Annotated in this window: 16 protein-coding genes and 1 riboswitch; of the genes, 15 read left to right on the plus strand and 1 reads right to left on the minus strand. The window is 69.1% G+C overall.

Annotation, left to right across the window (positions count from 1 at the left end; translation table 11 throughout):
- Positions 1–460: 460 nt before the first annotated feature.
- The 3 genes from priA to RT309_RS09065 are packed head-to-tail and all read left to right on the plus strand — an operon-like array spanning position 461 to position 2472.
- A complete protein-coding gene (gene priA / locus RT309_RS09055) occupies positions 461–1207 on the plus strand; it encodes a bifunctional 1-(5-phosphoribosyl)-5-((5-phosphoribosylamino)methylideneamino)imidazole-4-carboxamide isomerase/phosphoribosylanthranilate isomerase PriA (RefSeq protein WP_313356545.1) in 747 nt (248 codons plus the stop codon).
- Positions 1191–2006: an SseB family protein gene (locus RT309_RS09060; protein WP_313356546.1), complete on the plus strand. Its 816-nt coding sequence runs from the start codon at positions 1191–1193 to the stop codon at positions 2004–2006. Before priA ends, RT309_RS09060 begins: the two co-directional genes overlap by 17 nt.
- 58 nt (positions 2007–2064) lie before the next feature.
- Positions 2065–2472, plus strand: a complete 408-nt coding sequence (locus RT309_RS09065; protein WP_313356547.1) for a hypothetical protein — start codon at positions 2065–2067, stop codon at positions 2470–2472.
- On the opposite strand, the gene RT309_RS09070 is transcribed toward RT309_RS09065, so the two are convergent.
- The gene (locus tag RT309_RS09070) at positions 2465–2845 is read right to left on the minus strand and encodes a DUF1844 domain-containing protein (protein ID WP_396654441.1); all 381 of its coding nucleotides are present in this window, start codon (positions 2843–2845) and stop codon (positions 2465–2467) included. The genes RT309_RS09065 and RT309_RS09070 overlap by 8 nt on opposite strands.
- A 250-nt stretch (positions 2846–3095) precedes the next feature.
- Between RT309_RS09070 and infC the strand changes: the two genes are divergently transcribed.
- From infC to RT309_RS09130, 12 genes are all read left to right on the plus strand, one after another.
- Positions 3096–3713 carry a translation initiation factor IF-3 gene (gene infC, locus RT309_RS09075; RefSeq protein WP_313356559.1) on the plus strand — a complete coding sequence of 206 codons (618 nt, stop codon included), beginning with the start codon at positions 3096–3098 and terminating at the stop codon, positions 3711–3713.
- 73 nt (positions 3714–3786) lie between these two features.
- A complete protein-coding gene (rpmI, locus tag RT309_RS09080; protein ID WP_087133207.1) occupies positions 3787–3984 on the plus strand; it encodes a 50S ribosomal protein L35 in 198 nt (65 codons plus the stop codon).
- Positions 3985–4020: 36 nt separating this feature from the next.
- A complete protein-coding gene (gene rplT, locus RT309_RS09085) occupies positions 4021–4407 on the plus strand; it encodes a 50S ribosomal protein L20 (RefSeq protein WP_313356549.1) in 387 nt (128 codons plus the stop codon).
- 74 nt (positions 4408–4481) lie between these two features.
- A complete protein-coding gene (locus RT309_RS09090; protein ID WP_313356550.1) occupies positions 4482–5288 on the plus strand; it encodes an RNA methyltransferase in 807 nt (268 codons plus the stop codon).
- 103 nt (positions 5289–5391) lie between these two features.
- A complete protein-coding gene (locus RT309_RS09095) occupies positions 5392–6141 on the plus strand; it encodes an amino acid ABC transporter ATP-binding protein (RefSeq protein WP_313356551.1) in 750 nt (249 codons plus the stop codon).
- Between the two features lie 40 nt (positions 6142–6181).
- Positions 6182–7087 (plus strand): glutamate ABC transporter substrate-binding protein, encoded by a 906-nt coding sequence (locus RT309_RS09100; RefSeq protein WP_313356552.1) that lies wholly within the window; start codon positions 6182–6184, stop codon positions 7085–7087.
- A gap of 63 nt (positions 7088–7150) precedes the next feature.
- The gene (locus tag RT309_RS09105) at positions 7151–7807 is read left to right on the plus strand and encodes an amino acid ABC transporter permease (RefSeq protein WP_313356553.1); all 657 of its coding nucleotides are present in this window, start codon (positions 7151–7153) and stop codon (positions 7805–7807) included.
- Positions 7804–8721 carry an amino acid ABC transporter permease gene (locus tag RT309_RS09110; RefSeq protein ID WP_313356554.1) on the plus strand — a complete coding sequence of 306 codons (918 nt, stop codon included), beginning with the start codon at positions 7804–7806 and terminating at the stop codon, positions 8719–8721. Before RT309_RS09105 ends, RT309_RS09110 begins: the two co-directional genes overlap by 4 nt.
- A 96-nt stretch (positions 8722–8817) precedes the next feature.
- Positions 8818–9858 carry a phenylalanine--tRNA ligase subunit alpha gene (gene pheS / locus RT309_RS09115; RefSeq protein ID WP_313356555.1) on the plus strand — a complete coding sequence of 347 codons (1041 nt, stop codon included), beginning with the start codon at positions 8818–8820 and terminating at the stop codon, positions 9856–9858.
- Complete coding sequence (gene pheT, locus RT309_RS09120) at positions 9858–12356, plus strand: phenylalanine--tRNA ligase subunit beta (RefSeq protein WP_313356556.1); 2499 nt, start codon at positions 9858–9860, stop codon at positions 12354–12356. Before pheS ends, pheT begins: the two co-directional genes overlap by 1 nt.
- Before the next feature lie 130 nt (positions 12357–12486).
- Positions 12487–13458 (plus strand): NAD-dependent epimerase/dehydratase family protein, encoded by a 972-nt coding sequence (locus RT309_RS09125; RefSeq protein WP_313356557.1) that lies wholly within the window; start codon positions 12487–12489, stop codon positions 13456–13458.
- 48 nt (positions 13459–13506) lie between these two features.
- Positions 13507–13600, plus strand: a riboswitch (TPP riboswitch).
- Positions 13592–13800: hydroxyethylthiazole kinase (locus tag RT309_RS09130; RefSeq protein ID WP_313356558.1), on the plus strand; the 209-nt coding region annotated here is incomplete at its 3' end. It overlaps the preceding riboswitch by 9 nt.

A 13800-nucleotide genomic window follows, 5' to 3' on the forward strand; every position in this document is an offset into this window, starting at 1 on the left:
GCGGATGCCGGTGCCGGGACTGACGGAGCTGCCGGTGCTGCCGATGCTGCCGGAACTGCCGCTGCTGCAGGTGCTGCAGGGGCCGCCGAGGGAGCCGGCGCCGGACCGCTGGACGCGCGGTGATACCGGGGCGCGTCAACGGGCCCGTCGGACGGCGTCAGGGGCACGTCCGAGACCAGCGCCTCCGACTCGGCCGATGACCGGCGCGTCGCGCCCGTCCGCCGGCGCAGCGGACCTGCGCCGCTGCCGTTGTACGCGTCGGTCATGCCTCACGTCCCTCCGTGTCGATGGCGCACGGGCGAGGATGCCCCGCTCGTGCGCATCCGATCGTACCGTCGGGGGCCTGCGAGATCCCCGGTGGCCCGTGGCCCGGCGTCACGTCATTTGAGACGGCCTCCGTGCACGGCTACTCTGATCTCTCGTGCCCGCTCGGGCCGCCTCCACCCTTTCGAAGGACGACATGAACGACTTCGCACAGTCCCCCTCGCTGATCCTGCTGCCCGCGGTCGATGTGGCCGGCGGCAAGGCGGTGCGCCTGACGCAGGGCGAGGCGGGCACCGAGACGAACTACGGCGACCCCGTCGACGCGGCAGGTGAGTTCGTCGACGCCGGCGCCCAGTGGATCCACCTCGTCGACCTCGACGCGGCCTTCGGGCGCGGCAGCAACACCGCGATCCTGCGCAGGGTCATCAAGCAGTATCGGGGCGTGAACATCGAGCTCTCGGGCGGCATCCGCGACGACGCGAGCCTCGACGCCGCTCTGGAGGCGGGCGCGACGCGCATCAACCTCGGCACCGCCGCCCTCGAGAACCCGGAGTGGTCGGCCGACGTCATCAGCCGCTACGGCGAGGCGATCGCCGTCGGTCTCGACGTGCGCGGCACGACGCTCGCCGCCCGCGGCTGGACGAAGGAAGGCGGCGACATCTGGGAGGTGCTCGAGCGTCTCGAAGAGGCCGGCTGCAGCCGCTACGTCGTCACCGACGTCACCAAGGACGGCACACTGCGCGGTCCGAACCTCGACCTGCTGCGCGAGATCACCTCGCGCACGCCGAAGCCCGTGATCGCGTCCGGAGGCGTCGCGAGTCTCGACGACATCGCGGCGCTGCGCGAGCTCGTGCCGCTGGGCGTCGAGGGCGCCATCGTCGGCAAGGCGCTCTACGCCGGACAGTTCACCCTCGCCGAGGCGCTGGATGTCGCCGGCGACTGACGACGCCTGCGACCACGGGCACGGGAACACGGGCGACTCGGCAGGCGTGCCGTGGGAGGGGCGCAGCTTCCAGGCGAACCCCCACGCCGCCGATGACGGCTCGGCCGATCCCGCGCTGCTCGCCGCGCTGCTGCGCTTCCGCAGCGGGGAGGGCTCGCAGGTCGAGGTCGTCGACGCCTTCCGCGACGCGCGCGTGCTCGTGCCTCTCGTCGCCGAGAAGGGTGCCCTTCGGCAGGCTCAGGAACCCATTTCAGAGGTGACCGGACTGAGGGTCGACAAGACGCAGGAGCTCTCGATCGTCACCGTCGCCGCCCCCGACGGCCGTCGCGTGCAGCCGGTGTTCTCGTCTGTCGACACGATGCGCCGGTGGGACCCGACCGCCCGGCCGATCCCCGTCGAGGCGATCCGGGTGGCGCTGTCGGCGTCGAGCGAGCAGACGGATCTGATCGTGCTCGACCCGGCATCCGACACCGAGTTCGTCGTCCGCCGTCCCGCGGTCTGGGCGATTGCTCAGGCGCAGCGCTGGGAGCCCAGCCACCTCTCGCCCGAGGTCTTCACCGCGCTGCGCGAGAGCATCGCGCACGAGCTGGCGGTGGTCGACGTGTCGGTCACCGCCGGCGATCCGGATGCCCGGATGCGCGGCCCCGAGCTCATCGTCACCCTCGAGCTCATCGACGGCCTCGAGCGCGAGACGCTGGATGCCGTGCTGGCGCGGCTCGCGCAGCGCTGGGCGGCCGACGACCGGATGGCCGTGCTGGTGGACTCGCTGACCGTGAAGCTGACCCGCTCAGCCGGCTGACGCGGCCCGCCCGCATCCGCGCCCGCGTCGCGTCGCGCGCTCCGGGTATGGTCGGGGCATGCGCAGACTGATCGCGGTCACCGGGCTGATGCTGACCGGCATCGTCACGACCGCGTGCGTGCCGCCGATCCTCGACGCGTGCCCGGCGATCGGCTACGTCACCGGGCTTCAGGTGGATGCCACCGCGATCCCGGACGCGACCTGGGTGCAGCTCTGTGCGGATGCCGTGTGCTCTGCGGCTCCGGGTGAAGGCGAATCCGTCGATCTCGTCATCGGTGCGAGCGAGGACGGCGGGATGTGGGCGTTCTCGTTCAACGGGATCGAGACGCCAGGCGACGTCATCATCCGCGTGACGGATGCCACCGGCGCGCTGCTGCAGGAAACCGAGCACCGAGTCGACTGGACTCATTCGACGGAGCGCTGCGGCGGTCCGTCGACCGCCGACCCGATCGTGCTGGTCAGTTGACCGGACCGGTCCACTTCTCGCCGGGACCCTTGCCGATCGGGTCGGGGATCACCGACGCCTCGCGGAAGGCCAGCTGAAGCGAGCGCAGGCCGTCGCGCAGCGAGCGGGCGTGCATGTCGCTGATCTCGGGTGCTCCCGCCGTGATGAGGCCGGCGAGGGCGTTGATCAGCTTGCGCGCCTCGTCGAGGTCGGTCTGCTGCTCGGGGGAATCGGCCAGACCCACCTTCACGGCCGCGGCGCTCATCAGGTGCACCGCCGTCGTGGTGATCACCTCGACGGCGGGCACATCGGCGATGTCGCGTGTCGCAGAGGCCGCGGCCTGCTCCTGCTGCTCCCAGCGATCGTGGCGGTCATCGTGGTGCTCGGCAGGAATCGTCACTTCGGGATGCTTTCTGGTAGACTTCTGCGGGCTTCGGAGTGTCATGCTCCGATACGAAAGAGGATTCTTATCCCACCCGCGCTTGCCGTTCCAGGCTACCGGGTTCAGCACCCCGCCGGTTCCGGTGGAAAGGGTGTCACAAGCCGGTGTGTCTGATCACGTCGGCGGGTGGGGAGAACTCCGATTTCGCCCGAGATGCGACCCGCATCCCGGTGGCCGAGAATCCACGTCTTAGGAGCTCCGCATCAGCGATCCCCGTACCAATGAGCGCATCCGCGTCCCCGAGGTCCGCCTCGTCGGCCCCGCGGGTGAGCAGATCGGCGTTGTCCGCATCGAGGCAGCGCTGCGTCTCGCACAGGAAGCCGATCTCGACCTCGTCGAGGTCGCCCCGAACTCGAAGCCGCCCGTCGTCAAGATCATGGACTACGGCAAGTTCAAGTACGAGGCCGCGCAGAAGGAAAAGGAAGCGCGTCGCAACCAGGCGAACACGATCCTCAAGGAAGTCCGCTTCCGTCTGAAGATCGAGGCGCACGACTACACGACGAAGCTCAAGCGCGCCGAGGGCTTCCTCAAGGCCGGTGACAAGGTCAAGGCCATGATCCTCTTCCGCGGTCGCGAGCAGTCGCGTCCCGAGCAGGGTGTGCGTCTGCTGCGCAAGTTCGCCGAGGACGTCGCCGAGTTCGGCACCGTCGAGTCGAACCCCACGATCGACGGCCGCAACATGGTCATGGTCGTGGCTCCGCTGAAGAACAAGTCCGAGGCGAAGGCAGAGCAGAACGCGGTCCGCACCGCGAACAAGCAGGCCGCGCGCGAGGCAAAGAGCGGCACGGACTCCGACCCGTCCGACGAGCCTGCGGCGTAAGCCGCCCCCATGCTCCCGCTTCCGAGCGGGTACCCACCGTCGCCCGCCAGGGCGCCACACGAAGGAAGAGAAGATGCCGAAGCAGAAGACCCACTCGGGTGCGAAGAAGCGCTTCAAGATCACCGGCAGCGGAAAGCTGAAGAAGCAGCAGGCCGGCATGCGCCACAACCTCGAGCACAAGTCGAGCCGGCGCACCCGTCGCCTCAACCAGGACCAGGTCCTCTCCAAGGCCGACACCAAGGTCGCGAACAAGCTTCTCGGTCGCGGCTGATCGCCGGACTGAACGTAGGAATAGGAACACACGAAAATGGCAAGAGTCAAGCGCGCAGTCAACGCGCACAAGAAGCGTCGCGTCATCCTCGAGCGCGCGTCCGGTTACCGTGGCCAGCGTTCGCGCCTGTACCGCAAGGCCAAGGAGCAGGTCACCCACTCGCTCGTCTACGCGTACCGCGACCGTCGCAAGCGCAAGGGCGACTTCCGTCGTCTGTGGATCCAGCGCATCAACGCCGCTGCCCGCCAGAACGGCATCACGTACAACCGCTTCATCCAGGGGCTCGGCCTCGCGGGCGTGCAGGTCGACCGCCGCATGCTGGCGGACCTGGCCGTGACCGACGCCGGTGCGTTCACCGCCCTCGTCGAGGTCGCCAAGAAGGCTCTGCCCTCTGACGTCAACGCGCCGAAGGCCGCTGCCTGATCCGAGTGATCTGAACGGGCGTCTCCCTGGGGAGGCGCCCGTTTCGGCATTTCCGGCCCCGATAGACTGGGCCCGTGCTCGAGAACCCCCGCTCTCCCCGCGTCCGTGCTGTCGCCAAGCTGACCAAGCGCAGCGCCAGGGTCGAGACGGGGATGTTCCTGCTCGAGGGGCCGCAGTCGGTGCGCGAAGCGCTGCAGTATCTGCCCGATGCGATCGTGGAGCTGTTCGCGACCCCCACCGCGTGGGAGAAGCACGCCGACGTGCGCGCTCTCGCCGACGAGCACGACGTCGAGGTCGAGTACGTCGCCGAGGCGGTGCTAGCCGCCATGGCCGACACCGTGACCCCGCAGGGTCTCGTCGCGGTCACACGCCAGACCCCGACCTCGGCCAAGGATATCTTCGCCGCCGGGCCGAAGCTCATCGCGATCTGCGAGGAGGTGCGCGACCCGGGCAACCTCGGCACCATCATCCGCGCCGCGGATGCCGCGGGGGCGGATGCCGTGGTGCTCACCGGCCGCACCGTCGACCCGTACAACCCGAAGGTGGTGCGCTCGACGACCGGCTCCCTGTTCCATCTGCCGGTCTCGGTCGGAGGAGACCTCGACGATGTGATCCGCCGGGCGCAAGCCGCGGGGATGAACGTCGTGGCCGCAGACGTGAAGGGCGACGACCTGCTCGCCGCTCGCGCAGCCGGCCTGCTCGCGCAGCCCACCGCCTGGCTGTTCGGCAACGAGGCGCGCGGGCTCGACGACGATGCGCTGTCGCAGGCCGACCGAGCGCTGCGCCTGCCGATCTTCGGCCGCGCCGAATCCCTCAACCTCGCCACTGCCGCGAGCGTCTGCCTCTACGAGTCGGCGTTCGCGCAGCGCGCGACCGACTGAGCGGCCGCCGCCGGCATCCGACCGGGACCCGCACCGATCACGAATCGGTAAACCCGCGTGGGGCGGCCGCGGCGCGACCCTGCTCTGGCCTAGTCTGTAGCTCATGGCAGAGCGCAATGACGCCCTCGTGGTTGTCGAGAACGTCCAGAAGCACTACGGCGATTTCCACGCCCTCAAGGACGTCGATCTGACGGTCGACCGGGGCGAGGTGGTCGTGGTCATCGGTCCGTCCGGGTCGGGCAAATCCACTCTGTGCCGCACGATCAACCGTCTCGAGACGATCACGAGCGGCGAGATCCGGATCGACGGCAAGACGCTACCCGCCGAGGGCAAGGGCCTCGCGAAGCTGCGTGCCGAGGTCGGCATGGTCTTCCAGTCGTTCAACCTCTTCGCGCACCTCACCATTCTCGAGAACGTCACCCTGGGCCCGATCAAGGTGCTCGGCAAGAGCAAGGCCGAGGCCGAGAAGGAGGCCATGGCGCTGCTCGAGCGCGTCGGGGTCGCGCAGCAGGCATCCAAGCTTCCCGCTCAGCTCTCCGGCGGCCAGCAGCAGCGCGTCGCGATCGCGCGCGCCCTCGCCATGCACCCGAAGGTGATGCTCTTCGACGAGCCGACCAGCGCCCTCGACCCCGAGATGATCAACGAGGTCCTCGACGTCATGGTGGGCCTCGCCAAGGACGGCATGACCATGATCGTGGTCACGCACGAGATGGGCTTCGCCCGCAAGGCCGCCAACCGGGTGGTCTTCATGGCAGACGGGCAGATCGTCGAAGAGGCGGCGCCCGAGGAGTTCTTCACGAACCCGAAGAGCAACCGCGCCAAGGACTTCCTCTCGAAACTCCTCACCCACTGACCCGCATCGACACGCAACCACAGCACAGAAGGAGACGCACATGCGACGCACACGAGCTCTCGCAGGGATCGGAATCGCCACGGCGGCGCTGCTGGCCCTCACCGGCTGCAACAGCGGCAGCCCCAGCAACCCGGGCGGCACCGACGCCGGTGACGGCGGCGACAAGCCGCTGTTCGAGGTCGCGAAGGACGTCAAGCTCGACGGCAGCCCCACGTTCGACAAGATCGAGAAGGCCGGCAAGGTCACCATCGGCGTCAAGGAGGACCAGCCCGGTCTCGGCTACCTCGACGCGACGACCGGTGAGCGCACCGGCTTCGACGTCGACATCGCGCGCTGGATCGCGGCCTCCCTCGGCTACGGCGAGGAGAAGATCGAGTTCAAGCCGATCGCGTCCGCGAACCGCGAGCAGGCGATCGTGAACGGCGACATCGACTACTACGTCGGCACCTATTCGATCAACGACAAGCGCAAGGAGCAGATCGACTTCGCCGGTCCCTACTTCATCACCGGCCAGGGCCTGCTCGTCGCGAAGGACGCACCGGAAGCCGACAAGCTCGAGGACTTCAACGGCAAGACCGTCTGCTCGGCGACCGGCTCCACCCCGATCCAGAACATCAAGGCGAACTTCCCCGAGATCAAGACGCAGGAGTACGACCTGTACTCCGCCTGCGTGCAGGACCTGATCGACGGCAAGGTCGACGCGGTGACCACCGACCAGGCGATCCTGATCGGCTACGCCGCCCAGTACCCGGACGAGGTCAAGGTCACCGGCGGACTGTTCACCGAGGAGCGCTACGGCGTCGGCCTCGCCAAGGGCGATGACGTGCTGCGCAAGCACATCAACGACCTGTTCACCGACAACAACGACATCTGGCAGGCCATCTTCGACAAGAACCTCGGCGACTCGGGGATCAAGGTCGAGCAGCCTGAGGTCGACGCGTACTGATCACCTTCGGGGCGGCCCTGAACGCAGGGCCGCCCCGCACACATCCTGAGAAGGGAAGACGGCGTGGACGTCATCTTCGGAAACCTCGACCTCTGGGGTGGGGCGATCGCGAACACGCTGCTGGTGTTCTTCGTCGGCGGGCTGATCGCCCTCGTGCTCGGCATCATCGTCGGCGCGATGCGCGTCTCGCCGGTGCCGATCGCCCGCGGCGTGGGCACGGCGTACGTGAACATCGTCCGCAACACCCCGCTCACGCTGGTCTTCTTCTTCTTCGTGTTCGGCTACCCGCAGCTCGGGCTCCCCGACCTGTCGAACACCGTGCTCGGCATCCTGGCCATCGGCATCTACACCGCCACCTATGTCGCCGAGGTGCTTCGGGCCGGTATCAACACCGTGCCGGTCGGCCAAGCCGAGGCCGCACGCGCGATCGGGCTCCCGTTCGGCCAGGTCATGACGCTGATCGTGCTTCCGCAGGCGTTCCGCTCGGTGGTCCCGCCCATGATGAGCGTCTTCATCGCGCTGCTCAAGAACACCACCGTCGCCGCCGGCTTCTCGATCGCCGAGCTCGCGGCGCTGCGCGCCACCATCAACGACGCGCCGGGGCGTCCGGGCAACCCGATGGAGGTCCTGCTCTGGGTCGCCGTCGTGTTCGTGGTGCTCGTGCTCGCGATGAGCGCGGTGCAGCGCCACCTCGAGAACAAGTGGAGGATCGCACGATGACCTCAGTGCTCTACGACGTCCCCGGCCCCCGGGCGATCGTTCGCAACCGCATCCTCGCCGTCATCACCATCCTCGTCGTGCTGGCTGCGATCGGCTTCGTCGTCTTCCGGATGTACACGACCGGCCAGTTCGAGCCGCAGAAGTGGTACGTCTTCACCTTCGCCAACGTCTGGAAGGGCATCTTCGGAGCCCTGGGCAAGACGCTCGGCGCCTTCGCGCTCGCCGCCGTGCTGAGTCTCATCCTCGGCTTCGTGCTCGCCATCGGCCGCCTCTCCGACCACGCCTGGGTGCGCATCCCGGTGGGTGTGATCATCGAACTGTTCCGCGCCGTGCCGGTGCTCGTGTTCATGATGCTGCTGTACTACGGCCTGCCCGTCCTCGGCGTCGACATGGACCCGTACTGGGCGGTCGTCATCGGCCTCATGGTCTACAACGGCTCCGTGCTGGCCGAGGCGCTGCGCGCCGGCATCGAGTCGCTGCCCAAGGGGCAGAAGGAGGCCGGCTACGCGATCGGCCTGCGCAAGAGCGGCGTCATGCGCCTCATCCTGCTGCCGCAGGCGGTGCGGGCCATGCTCCCGGTGATCGTCGCGCAGCTGGTCGTCACCCTCAAGGACACCGCGCTCGGCTTCATCATCACCTACCCCGAGCTGCTGTACTACGCGAAGCTGCTCAGCTCGCAGCAGGGCCGGCCCATCCTGCAGTCGGCGTTCGTCATCGGCGGCATCTACATCCTGCTCTGCCTGATCCTCGCCGGCGTGGCGAAGTGGGTCGAGGTCAAGACCCGGCACTCGCCGAAGCTGAAGGGCTACACCCCGGATGCCGGTGGCGACCCCCGCACCCACGGCGAGTCGACGGTGACCGAGGTCATCGCCATGCAGAAGGGCGCAGGGCGCTTCGATTCGACGCAGATCTGACAGCGGCATCTTCGAGGAAGGCGTCCCCGATCGGGGGCGACTTCCTCGTTCCCCGCGGACGGGTCGGCCACCGGCGCGCCGGTAGACTCTTCTCTCGTGTCAGAGTCTCCCGAAATCACTCCCGAAGCGGTCGAGGCCGCGGTCGAGGCGGCGCTGGCCGCGATCGCCGCTTCCGCCGACACCGCCGCGCTGAAGCAGGCCCGCCACGACCACGTCGCCGAGGGCTCGCCGCTGGCCGTCCTGAACGCGTCGATGCGTCAGGTCGCACCCGAGCACAAGGCCGCGTTCGGCAAGCTGATCGGGCAGGGCCGCGGCCGCGTGACCCAGGCTCTCGCCGCCAAGGAGACCGAGCTCGCCGAGGCCGAGACCGCTGCTCGCCTCGAGGCCGAGCGCGTCGACATCACCGCCATCGCGTCGCGCTCCCGCGTCGGCGCGCGACACCCGCTGCCGCTCATGCAGGAGCAGATCAGCGACATCTTCGTCGGCATGGGGTGGGAGGTCGCAGAGGGACCCGAGCTCGAGCACGAGTGGTTCAACTTCGACGCGCTGAACTTCGACGAGGATCACCCCGCCCGCCAGGAGCAGGACACCTTCTACGTCGACCCGACCTCGCGCCACCTCGTGATGCGCACGCACACCAGCCCTGTGCAGGTGCGCTCGATGCTCGACCGCGAGGTCCCCATCTACGTGCTGTGCCCCGGCCGGGTCTACCGCACCGACGAGTTCGACGCGACCCACCTGCCGGTGTTCACCCAGGTGGAGGGTCTCGTCGTCGACAAGGGCATCACGATGGCGCACCTGAAGGGCACGCTCGACCACCTGGCGAAGCAGCTGTTCGGCGCCGAGGCGAAGACGCGTCTGCGCACCAACTACTTTCCGTTCACCGAGCCCTCCGCGGAGTTCGACCTGTGGCACCCGACCTTCACCGGCGGCGCGCGCTGGATCGAATGGGGCGGCTGCGGCATGGTCAACCCCAACGTGCTGCGTGCGGCCGGGATCGACCCCGAGGTGTACAGCGGGTTCGCGTTCGGCATCGGCGTCGAGCGGGCCCTGATGTTCCGCAGCGATGTGAAGGACATGCGCGACATGGCAGAGGGCGATGTGCGCTTCAGCGAGCAGTTCGGGATGGTGGTGTGATGCGCGTTCCGATCTCGTGGCTGCGCGAGTACGTCGATGTGGCACCGGATGCCACGGCTGAGGACGTGCTGGCCTCGTTCGTGTCGGTCGGCTTCGAAGAGGAGGACATCCACCGCTTCGAGATCTCCGGCCCCGTCGTCGTGGGGCAGGTGCTCTCGGTCGAGCCCGAGCCGCAGAAGAACGGCAAGACGATCAACTGGTGCCAGGTCGATGTCGGCGAGGCCGAGCCGCGCGGCATCGTCTGCGGTGCGCACAACTTCGTCGTCGGCGACAAGGTCGTGGTGAGCCTGCCCGGCGCCGTGCTGCCCGGGCCCTTCCCGATCTCGGCGCGCAAGACCTACGGTCACGTCTCCGACGGCATGATCGCGTCGGCCCGCGAGCTGGGTCTCGGTGACGAGCACGACGGCATCATCGTGCTCTCGACGCTCGGTCTCGACCCGGAGGTCGGGGCGGATGCCATCGCCCTGCTGCACCTCGACGACTTCGCCGTCGACGTGAACGTCACGCCCGACCGCGGTTACGCGTTCTCGCTGCGTGGCCTCGCCCGCGAGTACTCGCACGCCACCGGCGGAGAGTTTCGCGATCCGGCCGATCGCGACTTCGCAGAGCTGCAGCCCGGATCCGGGTTCGAGATCCGCGTGGACGACGCGGCGCCCATTCGCGGAGCGGTGGGAGCTGCGGAGTTCGTCGCGCGTGTCGTTCGCGATGTCGACCCGTCGCGCCCCACTCCGCCGTGGATGATCGCGCGGCTGGCGCTGGCCGGCATGCGCACACTGGGCATCCTCATCGACATCACCAACTACGTGATGCTCGAACTCGGCAACCCGATCCACGGGTACGACCTCGACAAGCTGCAGGGCGGCATCGTCGTGCGTCGTGCGACCGACGGCGAGCGGATGACCACGCTCGACGGCCAGGACCGCGCTCTGCACGTCGAGGATCTGCTGATCACCGACGGATCGGGGCCGATCGGCCTGGCCGGCGTGATGGGCGGCGGCACGACCGAGATGAGCGATGCGACCCGCAACGTGCTGATCGAGGCGGCCACCTTCGACCCGGTCACCATCGCCCGCACGGCTCGACGGCACAAGCTGCCCAGCGAGGCGTCGAAGCGCTTCGAGCGCGGCGTCGACCCGCTGATCCCGTTCGTGGCCGCCCGCCGCGTGGCCGACTTGATGGTCGAGCTCGCCGGCGGAAGGCTGACCGACGAGGGCGGCGCCCTCTACACCGAGGTCGAGATCGCGGGCATCGACCTGCCCCGCGGCTTCGCGCAGGGCGTCATCGGCGTCGACTACACCGATGAGGAGATCGTCGGCGCGCTCGAGATGGTCGGCGCCGAGGTCGCGGAGGCCGACGGCGGATGGTTCGTCATCCCACCGAGCTGGCGACGCGACTTGACCGACAAGTGGACGCTCGTCGAGGAGATCGCGCGGATCCACGGGCTGGACCGCATCCCGTCGATCCTGCCGACCCCGCCGTCCGGCCGCGGGTACACGGCGCTGCAGCAGGGCCGCAAACGGGTGGCGGACGCCCTCGCCGCGGCAGGTTTCGTCGAGACCCCCTCGTTCCCGTTCACGACCGAAGAGCACAACGACCTGCACGGCTCGGCCACCGGAGCGCACCTTCCAAGCATCCGCCTCGCCAACGCACTCGACGGTCAGGCGCCGTTCCTGCGCCGCTCGCTGGTGCCCGGTCTGCTGCGGACCGCGCACCGCAACATCTCGCGCGGACTAGTCGACCTGGCGCTGTTCGAGGTCGGCTCGGTGTTCGCGCCCGAAGAGCGCGTCACCTACGGCACCGAGGTCATCCCGCCGCTGGGACAGCGCCCGTCCGACGACACGCTCGCCGAGCTCAACGCGTCGATCCCGCCGCAGCCGCGCCTCGTCTCGGCGGTGCTGACGGGGAACATCACCTCTCGGCAGCCGGGTCGCGCCGCCGAGCACGTCGATCTGTCCGATGCACTCGACGCGGTCCGCGTGATCGCGGTCGCCGCGGGCGTCGAGATCGAGGTCGCCCAGACCGAGCGTGCAGCACTGCACCCGGGTCGCGCCGGCGCGCTGAGCGTGAATGGCGAGCAGGTCGGGTACGTCGGCGAGCTGCATCCGCAGGTGTCGGCCGACGCTGATCTGCCCGGGCGTGCGTATGTGCTCGAGCTCGATCTCGACCGGGCGCTGACTCTCGCCGGTCACCGCGTCGTGGCCGAGTCGCTGTCGACGTTCCCCGCCGCGACGCAGGACGTCTCTCTCGTGGTCGGCGTCGAGGTTCCGGCCGCCGAGGTCCGCGCCGCGCTCGTCGAGGGCGCCGGCGATCTGCTCGAGTCCGCACGTCTCGTCGACGACTACCGCGGTGAGGGGCTGACCGAGGGGCGGAAGAGCCTCAGCTTCGCGCTGCGGTTCCGGGCATCCGACCGCACCCTCACCGCGGCTGAGGCGACCGAGGCGAAGCTCGCCGGTGTCGCCGTCGCGGCCGAGCGGTTCGGCGCGAGCATCCGCGACTGATCTCCCTGCCGCAGCCCTCCTGAGCCGATCGGCTCAGGAGGGCTGCTCCGTTCTCGTCTGCCCGGCGTCCGGTCGTCTGCTCTGAGCGGAATCGCTTCCTCTCATCGGATGACAGTGCTGTCATGGCCGCATGACTCAGGTGCTCGTGCTCGGCGGAACAGGGTGGCTCTCGGGGCGGATCGCGCGACGGTGGCGGGATGCCGGCGCCGACGTGACCTGTCTGGCACGCGGCGCGCGACCGGCACCCGAGGGCACGACCCCGCTCGCCGGCGATCGCGACGACCCGCACGTGTTCGACGATCTGCGCGACCGGAAGTGGGACGAGGTCGTCGACATCTCCTCGCGCGCCGACCACGCCGCCGCGGCCGTCGACGCGCTGGGCGACCGCGCCGAGCACTGGACGTACGTGTCGTCGATGTCGGTGTACTCCGATGACGTCACGGATCGGCTCGACGAATCGGGCGCCAGGCACGCCCCAGCCCAGCCCGGTGACGAGTACGACTACGCGGCACAGAAGGTCGCGGCTGAAGACGCCGTGATCACGCTCGCCGAGCGGGCGTTCATCGTGCGGCCCGGACTCATCGTCGGCGCGGGCGATCCCAGCGATCGCTTCGGGTACTGGGCGACCGCGTTCGCGCGAGCGGGCGTCGAACCCGTGCTCGTGCCCGAGCTTGCCGGACGCTCCGCTCAGGTGATCGACGTCGACGACCTCGCCGCCTTCCTCACCGCCGGGCTGCGCCACGGCATCGTCAACGCGATCGGAGACGTGCATCCCCTCGTCGAGCTGCTCAGCGGCATCCGCGCCGCCGCCGGCCACACCGGGGAGCTGCTCGAGGCGAGCGACGAGTGGCTCGAGGCGCACGGCGTGCAGTACTGGATGGGGGAGCGGTCGCTGCCGCTCTGGCTGCCCGCCGACATGCCCGGGTTCATGCGCCGCGACAACAGCGCGTACCGCGCGGCAGGCGGCTCGTTCCGCCCGCTGGAGACGACGATCCGCGCCGTGCTCGATGATGAGCGCGCCCGCGGACTCGAGCGCGAGCGGCGCGCGGGGCTCCGTCGCGACGACGAACTCGCGCTCATCGACCGGCTGACGTCTTCCTGACACGGGGCGGGATGAGCGGCGCCGGCCGATCGCCTCGCTAGACTCTCCGGCAGTGACACGGGGTGCCGCATCCGCGGCTGAGAACACACCCGTCGAACCTGATCTAGTTCGTACTAGCGAAGGGATGTCGCCCATGAGCGATCGCCTCTGCCCATCCACCCGTATCCCGGCGGTCGCCGCCGAGCTGCTCGCCCGCGTGCGGCATGCCCCGCCGCTCACGCACTGCATCACGAATGCGGTCGTCACCGGCTTCACGGCGAATGTCCTCCTCGCCACCGGCGCGTCGCCCGCGATGGTCGACATCGTCGGAGAGGCCGGGATGTTCGCCCGAAGCGCCTCGGG

This window comes from Microbacterium sp. (genome assembly GCF_032084865.1).
In the GTDB taxonomy this organism is placed as follows: Bacteria; Actinomycetota; Actinomycetes; order Actinomycetales; family Microbacteriaceae; genus Microbacterium.

What these genes read in the sequence shown, in the direction of transcription:
- priA (WP_313356545.1), top strand. Translation starts at nt 461, where the DNA reads ATGAACGACTTCGCACAGTCCCCCTCGCTGATCCTGCTGCCCGCGGTC.
- RT309_RS09060 (WP_313356546.1), top strand. Translation starts at nt 1,191, where the DNA reads ATGTCGCCGGCGACTGACGACGCCTGCGACCACGGGCACGGGAACACG.
- RT309_RS09065 (WP_313356547.1), top strand. Translation starts at nt 2,065, where the DNA reads ATGCGCAGACTGATCGCGGTCACCGGGCTGATGCTGACCGGCATCGTC.
- rpmI (WP_087133207.1), top strand. Translation starts at nt 3,787, where the DNA reads ATGCCGAAGCAGAAGACCCACTCGGGTGCGAAGAAGCGCTTCAAGATC.
- rplT (WP_313356549.1), top strand. Translation starts at nt 4,021, where the DNA reads ATGGCAAGAGTCAAGCGCGCAGTCAACGCGCACAAGAAGCGTCGCGTC.
- RT309_RS09095 (WP_313356551.1), top strand. Translation starts at nt 5,392, where the DNA reads ATGGCAGAGCGCAATGACGCCCTCGTGGTTGTCGAGAACGTCCAGAAG.
- RT309_RS09100 (WP_313356552.1), top strand. Translation starts at nt 6,182, where the DNA reads ATGCGACGCACACGAGCTCTCGCAGGGATCGGAATCGCCACGGCGGCG.
- RT309_RS09110 (WP_313356554.1), top strand. Translation starts at nt 7,804, where the DNA reads ATGACCTCAGTGCTCTACGACGTCCCCGGCCCCCGGGCGATCGTTCGC.
- pheT (WP_313356556.1), top strand. Translation starts at nt 9,858, where the DNA reads ATGCGCGTTCCGATCTCGTGGCTGCGCGAGTACGTCGATGTGGCACCG.
- RT309_RS09125 (WP_313356557.1), top strand. Translation starts at nt 12,487, where the DNA reads ATGACTCAGGTGCTCGTGCTCGGCGGAACAGGGTGGCTCTCGGGGCGG.